Annotated in this window: 13 protein-coding genes; 9 read left to right on the plus strand and 4 right to left on the minus strand. The window is 39.6% G+C overall.

Translation table 11 applies throughout. The features are described 5' to 3' along the window. Position 1 precedes the first annotated feature (1 nt). The 9 genes from HW120_RS10610 to HW120_RS10650 all read left to right on the plus strand — a co-directional run bounded on the left by HW120_RS10610 (position 2) and on the right by HW120_RS10650 (position 12,514). A complete protein-coding gene (locus HW120_RS10610) occupies positions 2-1,393 on the plus strand; it encodes an HsdM family class I SAM-dependent methyltransferase (protein WP_177733937.1) in 1,392 nt (463 codons plus the stop codon). Between the two features lie 25 nt (positions 1,394-1,418). After that, entirely contained in the window at positions 1,419-1,823 is a 405-nt protein-coding gene (locus HW120_RS10615) for a hypothetical protein (RefSeq protein ID WP_177733939.1), read from the plus strand. Between the two features lie 736 nt (positions 1,824-2,559). Then, positions 2,560-3,999: a hypothetical protein gene (locus HW120_RS10620; protein ID WP_177733941.1), complete on the plus strand. Its 1,440-nt coding sequence runs from the start codon at positions 2,560-2,562 to the stop codon at positions 3,997-3,999. Between the two features lie 60 nt (positions 4,000-4,059). After that, entirely contained in the window at positions 4,060-5,646 is a 1,587-nt protein-coding gene (locus HW120_RS10625; RefSeq protein ID WP_177733943.1) for a hypothetical protein, read from the plus strand. 6 nt (positions 5,647-5,652) lie between these two features. After that, positions 5,653-7,236, plus strand: a complete 1,584-nt coding sequence (locus HW120_RS10630; protein WP_177733945.1) for a hypothetical protein — start codon at positions 5,653-5,655, stop codon at positions 7,234-7,236. 5 nt (positions 7,237-7,241) lie between these two features. Next, the gene (locus tag HW120_RS10635; protein ID WP_177733946.1) at positions 7,242-8,000 is read left to right on the plus strand and encodes a hypothetical protein; all 759 of its coding nucleotides are present in this window, start codon (positions 7,242-7,244) and stop codon (positions 7,998-8,000) included. 125 nt (positions 8,001-8,125) lie between these two features. Continuing rightward, complete coding sequence (locus HW120_RS10640) at positions 8,126-10,570, plus strand: ankyrin repeat domain-containing protein (RefSeq protein WP_177733948.1); 2,445 nt, start codon at positions 8,126-8,128, stop codon at positions 10,568-10,570. Between the two features lie 18 nt (positions 10,571-10,588). Next, positions 10,589-12,121, plus strand: coding sequence for a hypothetical protein (locus tag HW120_RS10645; RefSeq protein ID WP_177733950.1), 1,533 nt, complete (start codon positions 10,589-10,591; stop codon positions 12,119-12,121). 3 nt (positions 12,122-12,124) lie between these two features. Beyond that, positions 12,125-12,514, plus strand: coding sequence for a hypothetical protein (locus HW120_RS10650; protein WP_177733952.1), 390 nt, complete (start codon positions 12,125-12,127; stop codon positions 12,512-12,514). A gap of 66 nt (positions 12,515-12,580) precedes the next feature. On the opposite strand, the gene HW120_RS10655 is transcribed toward HW120_RS10650, so the two are convergent. The 4 genes from HW120_RS10655 to HW120_RS10670 all read right to left on the minus strand — a co-directional run bounded on the left by HW120_RS10655 (position 12,581) and on the right by HW120_RS10670 (position 16,712). Further along, positions 12,581-13,348 carry a T9SS type A sorting domain-containing protein gene (locus HW120_RS10655; RefSeq protein WP_177733953.1) on the minus strand — a complete coding sequence of 256 codons (768 nt, stop codon included), beginning with the start codon at positions 13,346-13,348 and terminating at the stop codon, positions 12,581-12,583. Positions 13,349-13,367: 19 nt separating this feature from the next. Then, complete coding sequence (locus tag HW120_RS10660) at positions 13,368-14,534, minus strand: right-handed parallel beta-helix repeat-containing protein (protein ID WP_177733955.1); 1,167 nt, start codon at positions 14,532-14,534, stop codon at positions 13,368-13,370. 123 nt (positions 14,535-14,657) lie between these two features. After that, a complete protein-coding gene (locus HW120_RS10665) occupies positions 14,658-15,803 on the minus strand; it encodes a hypothetical protein (RefSeq protein WP_177733957.1) in 1,146 nt (381 codons plus the stop codon). Positions 15,804-15,956: 153 nt separating this feature from the next. Further along, positions 15,957-16,712, minus strand: a complete 756-nt coding sequence (locus tag HW120_RS10670) for a LytR/AlgR family response regulator transcription factor (protein ID WP_177733959.1) — start codon at positions 16,710-16,712, stop codon at positions 15,957-15,959. Positions 16,713-16,718: the final 6 nt, after the last annotated feature.

The raw sequence follows: 16,718 nt of genomic DNA on the forward strand, positions 1-16,718 counted from the left end.
TATGCAGAACCGATTAGAAAAAACATTAGATGAAACTCGTAAAATTTACGTTTCCGGTAATGAAAGTTTTCGTGATTTTTGCGATTTTACCTTATCTATTATTACTTGGAATTTGTTGTCAGATGCTCGTATATCCCCCCCTAATTTTAAAAACACAACATCCGATAAATATAACTTTACGTCGGTATTGAAAACATTAAGTCACAACGCAGTGAACATTCATTCTACTATTAATGAAGCACTACACTATTGGAACAATCTTCTGCAGAATCAACAGAAATATGGATTAGCACTCTTAAAATGGGATGACGCTATAACAGAAAATCTTCCAGGAAACAGTTGGAAGCTAATCCTTCAGTTATGGGGGAAGTTTTTCAGTATATTTCCGTCCGATAACCGAGATATTCTTTGTGAATTCTGGGAATATATAGAAAGATATTTTGTAGCTGCTTACAATAATGAGAATGCTTATCTTACGCCAGTCGCACTTATTTCAACTATGACACAATATTTAAGGGGTGAGGAAAAAAATATATCAATATATGATCCCTATGCACGTACAGGTAATTTACTAGCTGGAGCACAGCATATTGTGCCAGGAGTACAGGAAATAGTAGGTATGTCTTCTACACGGTTATCATGGAAATTGGCGACTATACGGTTATTGTTTACAGGTGTTCAGTCGAATATTCATTTAAGTAACTCGAGTAAGATAGATGTTAATAATGATACATTTGATATGATTCTCTCCAACCCTCCTTATGGTGATAGTCGGGACAGTATCAGTATATCTGTTAAGGATCAGCATTTAGCCACAATAATCCAAAAAACCAAACGCTTAGAAGTTCTTTTTCTAAGTCATATGTTGGACAAGTTGTCCGATGACGGACGGGCAGCTATATTATTGCCTTCAGTATTTTTAACAGGTAGTTCTTCAGTTAAAAGTTTAATGGCATATATATTATATCGAAATATACTTGATGTTGTTGTTGAATTACCGCAAGGCTTGTTTGAGCGTACCGCCATTGCACCTGTATTGTTTTGTTTGAACAAAAAGCGAAAGAAAGATAAAAACATTATTTTAATTAATGCTACCAATGAAATGTTCAAATCAGGAAGACAATTATATCTTAACGAAAAGACATTGACGGCTTGGTTACAGCAAATCCAGGATGGAAGTATACCGAATGAAAAAAATATTATTAAGGTTGCTCCCCATGAAGTAGTTACAGCTGACTACAACTTCTATAAATTATTACATCTTCAGGAAAAAGAAGATAATGGGGAACGTAAACCTGTGGCACAATTGTTAGTTGAAGGCGAACAAATTCAAAATAATTTAGTTTTGGTTCAGCGGGAAATAGCTGTATTAATACAAAACTACAATAACTGATTATGTATAGTTAATAACCATTGTTATGGCTAAAATGAAGATAAAAGATCTTGAAGGAAATCTGAAAGATATTGATGAACTTTTACAGAAACACAATTGTGATTTATCTAGCTATATTGGTGCTCAGAAATCAGTACCTAAAAGTATTAAAACATGGTTATGGATAGCAGGTGTGTTGCATTTTGTATTAGCATGTATGCTTTTGTTAGATATATTTCTTACTCCCATCAATAAAGTACTGATGCTCGGTTTAATTGTTTCCGCTATTATTATTGTCTTTTGTGTATATCTAGAGTTTAGAAATCTACAATTAGCAGTTTTATGTTTTATAGGAACGCTGCTAATTATCTTGATTACGTTGAATGTATATACGCCCGAGGAAGCTATGAAAAAAGTAGAAGAAACGGTGTTAAAGTACTATAAAGAATAAAGGCGAACAGTTTTAATAAGTTATTTTATTTGTCTTCATTCTAATTATTGAAACTAAAAAGACAACGTTCATACACAATTAAAAAGTGTTCAACTATCTTTTTCTCACTATAAAAAAATAAATTTCTAATTGTTTAATATATTAATGATTTTTTAAGAGATATTGTTTTTTTAGTTATCGCCCCTCGTAAAGCCTTTATTGATAATTGATTATAAATTTAGGTGTAAATTATTGATTTATAGTATTTTGTAGGTATATTGGGCTTCAATTGCAGAACATCAAGTCTAAAAAACTGGGTAATAAGATTATAACTAGCTTGAAAATGTTCTTACCAAATCTATTTCCATATTGTTGTCATTAAAAAAGACATTATATAAGAAATCTTGTACTTTTCTATTTTGCTACCAAAAAGGAGGTTAGTGATTAATTAATGGATTTACCTATAAGCAATTGGAGCATAATATGCCAATCTCTACCCCGACAATCATATCGGTAGTCTAGTGCCTACACGGGGCAAAGCCCTACGTACTACAACCGAAACTTTATTTGTCTTCCTGTCCAGTGTCAAAGACTACAAAGCTTTAAAGTAGTGGCATTTGGTATCGGGAAGTGGAAATCAATAAAAGAGAATATTGCATTGGTATTTTAACATGAAAAAATATACAGAAGTAAATTGTATTTGAAAACTTTGAGTATTTTTATGACATAACTGATACAGCCAAGCAAACATCTAAATATGGATTTTCAACAAGAACTTAACGAAATTTTTGAGATTATAAAAGACACGCTTCCCGCTGGCGTGGAATTTACTGCCTACAGCATTCCATCCTATTCCGGTCACGGTACTAGCGGTAAATCCTACTTTACCCTTGTCGATGGAAAAGCGAACAGAGATGCAATCCCTGAAGCATTGAAAGACGGCTCCGAATACCGCAGGATCGAGATAAACCGACGTATCAACGATGCCAAATTCGATATTACCGTTGCTCAGGAACCGGGACGATTTGTCATTTTCTCGGTTTCAAAAGAAAACGGATATACGTATAGAATCGCCACTCCGGAAGAATTGGTACAACTCACGAAATTAGAACTAATAAAATTCGTTGATCCCGGAACGCGCAAGGAAATTTTTGCCGAAGTCGCCCCGGATAAGAAAACCGGTAAACCGGACGTCGTAGGAAGACAGAAAATCTATTATGAAAACGGAGAAGTAAAGGAATATACGGGCGCACCGATTTCCGATTTCGCGAGAGCCGCTTTCCACGCGCTCGATGAAAAACTCAAACTCGTTTATGCATTGGTTACTGAAACCGATGCCATCATCAAAACGTCTCCTGCAATTCCCGGAGTTACGGAATTATATGAATTCAACGAAGACTTGACGCTCGACGTATCCAAAATCGAGAATATTTACGAATTCCTGGAGTCTTTCAATGAAGCCAAAATCGAAAAAGGCATCGAAGCACTTGAAGCAAATCCGGAGTTTAAGGCAAAAGCCGAAAAACGCTATGGTCAATTGATCAAAACAAGAGTGGGTCAAGACGCAGGTATCGAAAGTTTCGAAAAAGCAGCATTGTCGCGCAAGGAAGTCGAACTGTTTAGCGACTGGCATTTTGCCGAAAATGTGATCTCGCTATCGCGTATGGATGAAGACGAATGCCGGACTGTTGTCGATTTTATCGGAAGTCTGGTGATGAGTTATCTGGACATCCACGAGTTTAAAGAACAAATGGAAGCTACCGAAAACGAAATGGAGTTGCGGGAGGTATATCATTCCGCCGCCCAAAAAGTCAAAACTGGAATTTTGGACGAAGCGAATGTTTATGGCGGCAGTTGGTTCGGAGAAATAAGCACACTGCTTGCGAATCATAAGGTCGAAAAACTCATGCTCGAAAAAACACATTTCAAACTCGAAAACAATGATGCGCTTAAGGCGTTTATGTTCTATCTGAATCTTAATAATGGAATCAGCATTTATTTCGACATCTACCAATCGTATCTCTACAACCTTACGGAATTCTTCTGGTTCTCACCAACTTTACCGAGAACGGCCTGGGGCGAAACCGACTTTGTATTACCGGAATTCACCCTGAAATTCAGACGAAAAGCATTTTACCGAATCAACGATGACGGTGAATGGCTTCGAAAAAGCCCAAAACCCGCTGGCGTTGAATAAGCAATAAACCAACCACATTTCCGAATTGTTTTCGGAGAACTTAAACAATCGAATTACCCTATGGCTACACAAATGTACGAGGTACAGTGGAACGACGCTGTCCCGGAAAAACCGATATTGACCAAACAAGAAATAATCGCCTATTGCCGTCATTTTGGGCAGGCGACACCAGAACTTAATGAGTTTCTGACGCGTTTCGATTTTGACGAATGGAAATGCATGCGAATTGCTTTTGATTATGTTTACGGCAAACATTCCGACAAGGACGGTGCTGTGGGTAGTGATGCCGTAGCCTATCTCGGGCTTATTGCAACAACCTTCCTTTCGCGCGAAAGTGAAGCGAAACTACAGGAATATGTCGGTAAGGAACGTTTTATGTACCCTGAAAACAATCGCACGTCATTCCAGGTTTTCGACGATTGTCCGCTTTGGATTATCCAGGTCGTGAAAAAGGAAAAACAATATGCAGACTGTTTGTTTTTTATGCCTGCCGTTTTCTGGAAAGACGCACAGATGCGTGACGATTCCTATGGATATGAGAAATACACTGTTGGTGAGCATCACAAATGGTATGGCGACTTTACAAAAAACCAGCGCCCGATTCAGTACTGGCGCAAAAGGATCGGTTCGTATGCACCGAATTTTATCGAACGCGAAGGAACCAACATCGAATTTGAAAAGGCACTTCCTGTTTTCGACAAGTGGCATAACCGCATTGTATATTACGATAACAGCGATTCTGAAACCATGTATTTCCACGATCTTGCCAATCCGGAAATCCGACACGAAGCAAAAGGCTATCTGGTTGATTCGTATAATGGCTATTTTTTGATCACACCGGAGGAGTACCATTTCGGACAAAAAGGCAGCCTGGTGATCACCGACAAGCAATTCAACAAAATTTCGAAGACAAAAACCAACGTCTATAATTCGTTTGAAAACGATTACTGGAGTGTTTTTCTCGATACAAAAGGTATCGTGATGAACAGGAAAGAGACGAATGAAGAAAGACGCTTTAAATACAGCGAAGTCAACTTAAGCAATAATATTGGCGGGAACAACAGCACGGAACTTTCGATTTGGACGACAGACGATAACACCGTTTGTTTTTTCGAAAGTCGTAATTTTATTACTATCGACAAAGACTTCAATGCCACTACCATTTCACCGGGCAAACATTTCAAAAAAGAAATCCCGGCCTATTTTTATGATTGTTACATTTGGAATAAATCACTCGAACTTTCCAAAAACAGACGGCTGTTCTTTACATACGAAGGTGTCCTGATGGTAAATGCCAACGGAACACTCGAATATTTTAATCCGAAGCTTACTGAAATTACAGGCGAAGCGATTTTTTACAATGGTATTAAAGACGAAGCGTTAGGCGGAATCTGGTTTGTCACAACGAATGACCGACTTGTTTTTACGGATGAGAATTTCGAAAAAGGTTACGTGTTTAACTTTACCGAACAGTTTTCCGATCCGCATCGAAGCGATAATTATTATGCGCAACTCTATTTCGATAACGAACAAAATCTATGGACTTCGTTCTACCGCAATAAACTTTATAAAATCAACCGGGAGGAATTGGAAAACAAACTGAAAACAGCGGTTGCCTATTCTCCAAAACAACTTCAAACGCTCTAAAAAGTTATGGCTACACAAATTTTTGACGTTCAGTGGAACGATACACCTGCCGGAAAACCGATACTTTCAAAACCGGAAATTGTTGATTATGCGCGACATTTCGGACAAGATACTAAAGAACTGCACGAATTCCTGACGCGTTTTGACTTTGACGAGTGGGTTTGCATGGAACTTTTTGTCGATTACGTCTACGGACGAGTGGATAAAAGCGGTCGAGTAGGAAGTGATGCGGTGGAATATCTAAACATCGTTTCGGGTACTTTTTTTACCGATGAAGCCGAACTCGCACTTCATAATTACGTCGGATTCAACAACAATAGATTTGAATACAACTACGAAGGATCGCCGCCATTCGCGCCTTTTCCGGATTGTCCGCTTTGGATTATCCAGGTTACAAGTCAGGAAAAATATGAGTCGAGTGCGATTTTCTTTATGCCTGCGATTTGGTGGAAAGATGCCCGTATGACAAGCGAATCGTATGCCTATAGTCATTTTACCGTAAATTCGAGATGGAACAAGTGGTATGGTGAACCTTTTGGGAAAAACCAGCATCAGAATATGTACTGGAGAAACCGGATCGGGAGTTATTCCCCAAATTTTATCGCGCGTGAAAACGGTTCGACGATTCCGTTCAATAGCTATAATATTCATTTCGATACCTTTAGAAATCGGGTGCTTATACAGGAATCGCGAGCTGAAGGCTTACGTTATTATGATTTATCCGATTTTAAAACCGAACATACAACGCAGAATTTTCTTAAAGATAGCGAGAACGGATTTATTGAAAGTTCGGCCGACGGTTATCGCTTTTATACCGAGAAAAAATTGTTGATCACCGATGCGAATTTCAATGTGATTTCGGAATCCACTTCTAAAATTGTCAATATTTTCGAAGACGATTTCTGGAAAGTGGTGCTTGATAACAAAGGTGTTTTGATGACGAAAAAGGAATCGGGAGACGAAAAACGCTTTAAATATAGCGAACTTAAACTGACGACTTCGGCATATTCGAACAATCCGGACAGTTTGAAAATTTATGTAAATGCGAACCGTTCGGTGATTTTTTACGGAAACCGAAACCAGCTTTCGATTGTTGATGTTTCGTTTAACGTGACGAACATGAATTTGGAGCGTCTGTTTAAAAAAGAAATCGCACCGCATTATTACGGAAACTACCAAACAAAGGCGCTTGTTATGCTTTCTGCGGAAAGACAATTACTACTGACCGAAAATGGGGTTTTCGAACTTGGAAAAGACGAAAAACCAAAAATAATCAACGAAAAACTTAAGGAAATCACCGGGGAAGCCTTGTTTTATAATGCTGTAAAAGACGAAGCTTTAAACGGAATCTGGTTTATCGCCGGTATGGATCGTTTGGTTTTTACCGATGAAAATTTTGAGAAAGGTTATGTGTTTAATTTTACCGAGCAGGATCTTTCGAGTGAGTACCTGAATATGTACCGTTGGTGTAATCTCTTTTTTGATCAGGATGGGAATTTGTGGTATTCACTTTTCGGACGAACACTTAACAAAATCGCTAGAAAGGAACTCGAATCGAAATTAAAAACAGCAATCGCTTTCGGAAAATAAAAGTTATGGAAACACAGGAATTATTGCGAACTTTTATAGTTGAGGAAGAAAAGGAACTGAATAAGGAACTGGCGAACCGCTCGGGCGAACAAGGCCACAACTTCCTAAGTGAAAATTATTCGGCGCTGGTCAAAGCATTTCCGAAGGCTGTAAAACTACTGGAACCGCAGAAATTGGAGCCGTTTTATTTCCATTATATACGAAGGGGTTTACTTCCGTTAAAAGGAATCGAAAAAACCTATGCGCTTTGGGAAACGGCCTACCGAAAGCAATCCATTTTCCTCGACAAGAAAAAATACGATACTTTTTTTTCCTATTGGACCTCGATCAAAGGTTTGTTTGTTTTTGGATTTGATCATCAATTCGAACTGGATCGAAATAACGGTTATGACGATTATGTCCGATACCGTACCGTTTTCGAAAAGATCAATTCGTATTCGAGCATACCCGGAATGTTATCAAAAGTGAACTTATTTTCGGAATTCGCCCGTGATCAGGACGTCGTAAACCGGATTTCAAAAACCGTTTTGACGCTCGAATTTGTTCAGGATCATTATTGGGACAGAAATCCTGAGCAACAGTACCACTATCTGAATCTGGAGTTTTGGGGACTGATTTTCGTATTGGTTTCCAGTGATTCTGAAGTTGCCAAAGAAACAATTTCAGCATTTAAAAAAGCAGATTTTTTGCCGAAATTTGAGGATCAGATGGAAATTTTGACCCGTTTCGAAACCGCAGCAAGTCAATTCAAAAACAAAAAATAAAGCACGCTTCCTTGATAAAAATTTGCGGATTTAAAGATCCCCATGAAATTGGAAATTTTATAAATGGATTTTGCTGATAGTAGTACTAAACTTTATACAATCCGACCAACCAAAAATAAAATACTATGGAAAAAATGACGCTTGAAAACGCCAGATCCATTCTTAAAAAACACAATCTCGAAGCCGACGGAAAACACCTTTTTGATGCTTTTGGAAATATTGAAGTATTCGAATCACTTCTGGCCGCCGGCGCAGATGCGAATCACTTTAATACCTATTTTAATGTTCCTATTCTTTCGTTAGCTTATAGTCGGAAAGAATATACGAACTTTAAATTGCTTCTGGAATATGGTGCGAATCCGGATATACCTTCGAGTGTGTTTGAGAATCGTGAACCAATTATTTTCGAGATCGCTTCTCCGCAAAAAGGAGTTTACAGCTACCTTCGACCGATGATCAAAGCCGGAATCGATTTGAATCAATGGCATCCGGAATCGGGATATACATTGTTACAACACGCTGCAAGCCGCTATTATGTGTCGCTTGAAAATCTTGAATTCCTGATCGAAAACGGTGCAGATCCGAACCTGCCAAACCAGGATGGAGTAACGCTTTACGACCTGATCGACAGCGAAAAAATAAAACTTCGGAAACCGATGGTACTCGCTTTGAAGAAACATCAAACGGGTTATGTTGAGCGTCCAATCGAATTACAAATAATTCCGCCGCCACAAATACCAAAACTGGATACACATTTTTATCATTCGCCCGGTTCGTTCCGTGGGATAAAAGTGCTTGACAAGACCAACGATACGCTTACCGTAAGAATGTACCGAACCAAACAGTACGACCTCGATTTTCCGCGAACGCATACCAATTCGCTAAACATCATTTTTTCGCTTCTGGAGCATTCGGAAACAGCATCTGCCTGGAAAGATGCGGCTACCATATTCGATTTCTGGAAAGATCACGTTGCCGTAGCACGTCACTATATCAAATCGCATATTGTTTCGGATTTCGAATTAACTTTTCATGCCGATCTTTGGGAAGAAAGTGGATTTATGGCTTTCGATGAGATATCTGAAGAAAGGCGCGGAAAATTGCAACAGGCTACGATGACAATCACCGTAAACGAACCGGAAATGCTCAAAACGATCGAAGTTGGGAGTAGGGCTAAAATCCCGGAGTTTAACGTTGCACCGCTGTGGTATCTCGAAAATAAGGCAACTGCTCAGTATTACTTTTTTTATATGAGCGACGGTGGCAGATGGATGGCAAAAGAAGGTACAATCGGTACGGAAGCAAAAGGAAAAGTTATTGGAGGTATTAGCAAAGGTTACTACAAAGAACAGAACAATAGGGCGGAAGCGTTTGTCTTTAAAAAATTAGAGGAAGGTTTTGCGTTAGTCTACAAAAATTTTGATACGGCTTATAACCTCGAAGAAGGAATTGAGGAAGCCGCGCGGGAAGTCAAAATCAACGAAAACAAAAATCAGGATTATAGTGAAGATGCCATTAAAGCGATTAAAAGCAAAGACGTGGCCAGGCTTGCGGAAATTCTGAAAAAAGGTGTTCATCCGGATACGCTGAAAGAAGAATATGGAAAACTCGCGCTCGAACGCATCGCTAACGAGTATATTCCGCAGCAAGCCCATCTTGACATGCTCAAACTGATGCTCGAAAACGGAGCCGATCCGAATCATGAGTTGTATGAACACGAACCCTTGTTGCAGAAAGTGTGCCGACATGCAAAAAATGAATTAGCGGATGAAATGGTACGTGTATTACTTGATGCCGGAGCGGATATTTCGACCGTCGGGTCTGAAATGTACCAATATACTTCAAACCTGCAAGCCGCTTGCCAGGGTGGTATGTTGTGGTACATTGAACACCTTCTGGAAAAAGGTGCCGATGTGCATTACAAAGATGTGAACGGCCTTTCTGCCTTGAATTATGCCGTGAGAGCGGAACGCAATGCGGTTGAAACCATCGATTTGCTGCTTAAGAACGGAGCAGACAAAAACGATCTGAATACGTTTTACTATTCCGAAAATATGTTTGAATATGCCGAAACTCCTGAAGTTGTGTATAAGCTTGTCGATTTAGGATTTGACATCAACATGCCGACGCATCACAGTGATTATCCGGCTATTCTGACCATTGCAAAAAGAGGTTCCGTAAAAATGTTTGACACCTTCCTGAAATTAGGAGGAATGGACGAAATGCACCGTGTTCTGGATCGTCTTTATGAACCGCTGGACAGAAACAGTCAATCCACGATCGAGGAACAAATCGAAAAGATGCGATTGTTGCATAAACTGGGATATTCGTTGATTTCGATTACGGATGGCAATCCAATTGAGCGGCTTGTTGACAAAAATCTTAAAAAGCGCAAGAAAATTACCAAATGGGAAGAAAAAGCCCTGCTTGATCTTTGGGAAATGGATTGCGCACCAAGACGTCTGGATCAGCTCAACAAACTATACGAATACGTCACAAAAGTAGATTGTAAGCCGATGATCGAAAAATGCGGACAGTATATTACCGACATTCAAGCCGCATTGAACTAACCTATGAAAATGATTCAAATGGAAAACTATTACGCCAAAGCCGTCGACTTATCCGGAATGCAATTTGACATTCCGGTAACCGAAGACGGAACGGTTCAGATATCGAGCGTGCTCAAAATAAAATCGCTCGAAACAAATGCACGCAAGGTTTTTTGCCGCAATAATGAACTTCAGACGCTTATTGCGCCAAACGCGGTTTCGGTTGGATGTAACAAAAACAAACTCACGTCGCTGCATCTCGAAAATGCCGAAAACGTGCATTGCGGTGAGAACAAACTCACGGAATTATATGCGCCAAAAGCTACTGTTGTGAAATGTTATATCAACCAATTGACCGAATTGCGGCTTGACAGCGCAGTCGAAATCGAATGTTACGGAAACGACGATTTGAAGGTGATCTATGCTCCGAATTTACATAAGATCGATAGGTTTGAAAATCTTGTGCAAACGGAGAATTTTGCTTCGCGCAAAGAAATCGAAATCACAATCAAAAATCATTTTGATCGCAGAAATCCGGAAGGCTACACAACCGAAACGTTTGATCTTGAAATTGCGCTGGATCTGGACAAACCCAGAACAGTCGATAATGTTGCGTTCGCGATATCGATTTACGATCCGGCAGTGATGTTCGAGGTTTGCCTTATGGAACGCAACGATCAATTCGGTCAGCAGGCCAGTATCGCAGCGCAAATCGAACTTCCTTTTGTGGCAGACAAACCGATGCGTTTTGCTGTATCCGTTCCTATCCGATCATACGTAACCGGTACGAAAAACCTGCTCGACATCATTCGGGAAGCACCCGAAAGCGAACGGGTGTACGAACGGGAGTTTCACATTGACGTGACGTGTTATCTGGAATCCCAAAACACGCAGGACAAGAGTTTTACCAAAACGTTTGCGATCGGCAATCCGTTTGCTGGACGTTATCAATGGGATATGGATACGTTTACGGAACCCGCTACAATGGAACAGGACGAGAAATTCCTGCCGGAAGCACTTGCAAAAGTTTCGGATGATCTTGAAGACGCTTTACTGGAGCTTTTCGAATTACACAAAGACGAAATTGCGGAAATAGCCGGTTCTGTGGATGGCATTTCATACGATATCCTACCACACGAACGCTATGCGGCCATTTCATTCCGGACTACCGAAGACGAGGAAAGATACAGTCCGGCCGATTGGGAAAACTACAGTTTGTTAGAGTACAGCAATTGTAAGTCGGAGAAATTTAAGGTGTTTTCGAAAAGGTTGTTTCAATTGTTTTTTGAAATCCAGGCGAGTTCGGATGATTTTGAAGACATAGAAACACGCATCAATGATTTGTTGTTCACGGCAATTACCAAAGCCGTGCTGCGTTCGCCGGTTGCCGAAAAACTGAGAGTTTGCGGGATTTCGAAAGCACCGATACTTACGGACACTTTCGACAAAACGGTGGAATACATTGTTTCTGCTTCCGAATACGGTGAAGATCCGTTCAATTACTGTGAATCGGTGATTTCGGATACAGAAACAAAACCTACAGACGAACGCATCCGTCTTGATAAATTCTGATATATGAAACAGCTAAAAACCCGCGAATTGCTTTATGACGGAACAGAAGGCGAATCGCTTTATGGCGAAAGCCATTACTTTTTCGGGAACAGTTTTGAGATAAAAGACATTTTGCGATACGAATTTGCCAGACTCAAAAGAAAAATTGAAAACGAAGCCTACGAGAAAATTATTTCGGATGCCGGATTTACAAGTGTAAGCTCGTTTTTTAAGCATTTGGAAGAAACCGGGGAAGTACAGTATCGTTCCCAAAACGGATTGCCTTTGTATTATGTGACGTACCTGCATATGCTATTTGTTTTTTCATTTGGCGAAACCCAACCGGCACGTTACCAGCTGTATTGTGAAGGCGTTTGGGAAATGTATGTGAATCGTTGGGAAGACACACCGTAAGCTATGGATAAAGAAAAAGCCTGTAATACTATTACAGGCTTTTATTCGACTTCATTTTTCGGGTTGTTAGCTTTTAATCATTTTCTTAGTAAAAGAATGACCATCAGGAGTGGTTATTTTTAAAACGTAAGTTCCGGCAGCTAAATCAGCAATATTTAATTGATGGCTGTCGCCGGATGTTTTGATAAGTCTTCCGTTCAGATCCAATACCGTTACTTGTGTTATTTCTTTATTGAAATGTACAGTTGAAGTAGCCGGGTTAGGGTAGAAGTAGAAATTAGAAACCGTTGGATCATTAACACTTAAAGTGTTTTCCACACTAACGACATTCCTGAAAGTAGATCCCCAAAGTCCCTGGTTATCTTTTAAGCGAATGTTAAAAACGTGCAGTCCGATTACATTTGGAACAGGAATTCCATTAGCCAGCAATTTTTCGTAGGCACTATTAAAATTACCGTCGGCAGCCAGTATAGGCGTTCCGTTGCCATAGCCCGGATCGGTGTCCCAAAAATATTCCGCCTGTACAATTCTAACAGGTTCTGATGTTACTGTAGCTTCTACATTAACAATACTTGTAAAAGTGGATCCCCATAGGTTCTGGTTGTCTTTAAAACGGATGTTGAATTTATGCAAACCAACACCCGGCAGATTGATGCCTGAAGCGGCAATTTTTTCGAAAGCACTGCTAAAGCTGCCATCGGCGGCTGCAATTGCGATACCATTGCCATAGCCCGGATCGGTATCCCAAAAATATTCGGCTTGCGTTATGGATACTTGTCCCTGAACAAAGCTTGCCATAAATAAAGCGACCAATATATAAAGTTGTTTTTTCATCTCTTTGTTTCGATATAAATTATTTGGAAAAACCAGAACCTGAAACATTTAATGTTGCACCGGTTGTAATTCTTCGGGGTACGTTTAAATAATTTATTTGCGCTCTGTTGCCTCCGTCAGCCGGCCAATAATTGCTCCAGCTGTTCGAACCGCCTCCGTTTCCGGCATCATTTCTTGTCAAATCCAGATCGGTGTATTCCACTGCCGGAGAACCTGCGTTTACATTGGCACCGCTAACACTTTGATTGTTGGCGTTGATGGTAAAATTTCCCGAGGTATTCGATCCCTGATTGGCAACATTATTCAAAACAAAAGAAGTTTGTGACATGTTGTAGAAAGCCGAAACCGTTGCATTGGAGTTGTAATTGTAGATCAGAAAATCACCTCCAAGCGCCAATACATTATTGTATATCGAAATCGTTCCGGTATTTCCGGTGGTTAGATTGATGGTGATACATTCGCCATACTGACCGCCGCCATTGGTTCGTGTGTCGGCTACATTATTGGTGATTTCATTTGTACTTCCGTTTTTTACACCCCAAATGCTGATTGAACTTTGCGGAAGGAAGTTGTTTAATATTTTAAACGTATAGTTTCTTTGATAATTGGTAATACCGTAATTAACACTATTGGCGATGATTTCTACGTCATCTGTAGCTAAACTGGTATCTTCGGTATGCGTTACAAACAGCGATCCCAAAAAATTACCGGTACATTTTCCATGCGCTATAATCGTTTCACTATCTATAGTACATCCGGAGAGATTGGCAGTTGCATTTATTTGACCGGCATCAAAAAAGCCTATTAAAGAATTGAAGACGTTTAAAGTGGTTCTGCCACCGGTTGTTGCACCGGAAATAGTAACACTGCCTGCATTTGCATTGTGAATGGTAATCACTCTTCCTGCAAGTGGTGTTACGACCACGGTTCCCTGCAATTTGTATTTTTGATAATTAGTTTCAGAGACAAAAGTCAAAGACTTGTTGATCGTCAGGTTTTCAATATAAGCGGCTCCTGCATTTTTTGGCTTGATAATGATCCGGTCTCCGTTTGTTGCTGCCGTAATGGCGGCACTCACGGTTGCATAAGCGCCATTGGCTCCATTTTCTCTAACATATAAATCGGCTGCTGAAGCCATTGAAGTAAACAGACCTGCGATGGCAATAAAAAGTAGTCTTTTTTTCATTGTTTTTTTTTAAATTGATTGAATTCGGATTGAAAGATGATAGGTTTTTTTAAAAAAATTACCATTATCTTTTTCACAACAAGCATTAAAAAGTGAAAAAAATAATGGTAAAGAATAGCGCTGTTATTTCTCCAGTTTCATCCAGAAATAGTCATTCCAGCCTTCTATTAGTCTTGTCGGATCGGTATTTTTAGTTCTGTCCTGCTCCGGAATCTGTACGATTCTTTTATCTTTTACAGAAAAGCTGTATTTTCTCGGTTTTGCTTCTCCTTCAATGGTCAGTTCCACTTTGTAAGCTCCGTCCGTAAGGTTGGCAAATTTGAATTCTCCCGGTTTGTCTACTAATTTTAAAGCACATCGGTATTCATTCCATTTGGCTTGTTCTACCTGAGCCACATTCGGAGCACCTGTTCCGTATTGTTGTGCAAATGGCTTGTTGTCTTTTAGCACTTTCACGCTCCATTTTACACTTTTATTGGTTTTTCTGTTATTGGCCGGATTCGGTTGGAATTCTTCATGGTTAAGATAATATCCGAAAACCAGGTTACCGGACTCATCATAATTCATATAAGCATAATTATTCCACGGACCGCGTGTTACATACATTTCGTTCATAGCAGCGTAGGCGTCGGTGTTTGTTAGCTTCTGAATTTCGAAATTAAACGAATAGAACATTTTATCCCCCGCGATAAAGTCAAGTCGGTATTCGCCGGTACCCCATTTTTTTACATCAATTTCAGTTCCGCCAACCCATTCGCCATCACGTTTGTATCGGCTGGTTGGTGTATTGTATTTTATTTTTTTCCCGTCGTCAAATTGTTGGAATCCGTCATATTCGAAGTAAGTGATGTATTGGTCCCCTTTATACACTTTAATTTTTAGAAATTCGGCCTGGTCATGAACGGTGTTTACGGTAGCACCAGCAGCAGTTTTGTTTGGAACAAAAGTTGCGGTGTAACCTGTAAACTGAGTTAGTCCACCAGTTCCTATATTAGTCGCATACAATAAGGAATTAAAAGTAACTGCCGGTGTTTGTTTGTACATATTCCAGTCCAGTTTTAAGGAAGATGTTCCGCTGGAAGCACCACCTTTATTTTTTACCTTTTTGGCAACTTTTTCACCTGTATTAACAACTTCTTCGGCTGTTTTTACGGTTTCAACGGCATTATTAGCCTGATTTGCAGTTTTTTGAATCTTGTTTAAAAGCTGCGCATTGGAGTTGGTATACGCGCATAACATCAGCCCGATGATTACTAATTTTTGTTTCATTTTTTTTCTGTTTATTGGTTGAATGCAAAACCATTTTCCGGAATTACAATGCAATAATAAATCAAAGAAAAATGCGAATTTTTACGAATGTATATCCGTTTGCTTTGGGAAGATATTCGTTGGAATTGGAGAGATATTCGTTTTTAGTAAAATTTATACATGAAGGTTTTCAAGTAAAACCAGGAACTCTTCTTTTTTTCGCACAGAAAGCGGAATGGTCGTTTTGTTTTTCATGACAACCGTATTACCGCCATCCGATTTAATGAAATGGTCGAAATAAGCCATATTGATCAGGTGCGATTGGTGCGTTCTAAAGAAATTGTGAGGCGCCAGCATCGTTTCATATTCTTTAAGATTGGTGGAAACAATGAGTTTTGGCGCATTTATAAAATTAAAGGTAGTATAATTTTTATCGGATTCGCAGTGCACGATATCCTGAATATTGACCGAATAAATTCTATCGGCAGTTTTAAGCACCAGCTTTTGCAAATTTTTTGGCCTTTCAAGATTGCTAAACAAATTATTGAGCTTCATGTCAAAAATTTCACTGCTTAGCGACACTTCCGCCTTTTTAACGGCTTCTACCAAATCGACCGAATCCAAAGGTTTCAGCAGGTAATCTATGGCCGAAAAACGAAAAGCCCTGATGGCAAAGTCTTCATAACCCGTAATGAAAATTACTTTAAAATTAATTGGTTGTAGCTTTTGAAGCAAATCAAAACCGGTTCCGTCGGGCATTTCTACGTCGAGAAAAACAAGATCCGGCGATACCTGCCTGATCAGATTTATTCCGGATGTTACCGAATCTGCCTGGCCAATAATGGCAATATTAGGGCAGTTTGATTTTATGGTGGTAATATTCTTCTTTCGGATTGTTTCAATATCGTCAATGACAACAGCTCTTAACATAGGTAA

This window comes from Flavobacterium inviolabile, from assembly GCF_013389455.1.
In the GTDB taxonomy this organism is placed as follows: domain Bacteria; phylum Bacteroidota; class Bacteroidia; order Flavobacteriales; family Flavobacteriaceae; genus Flavobacterium; species Flavobacterium inviolabile.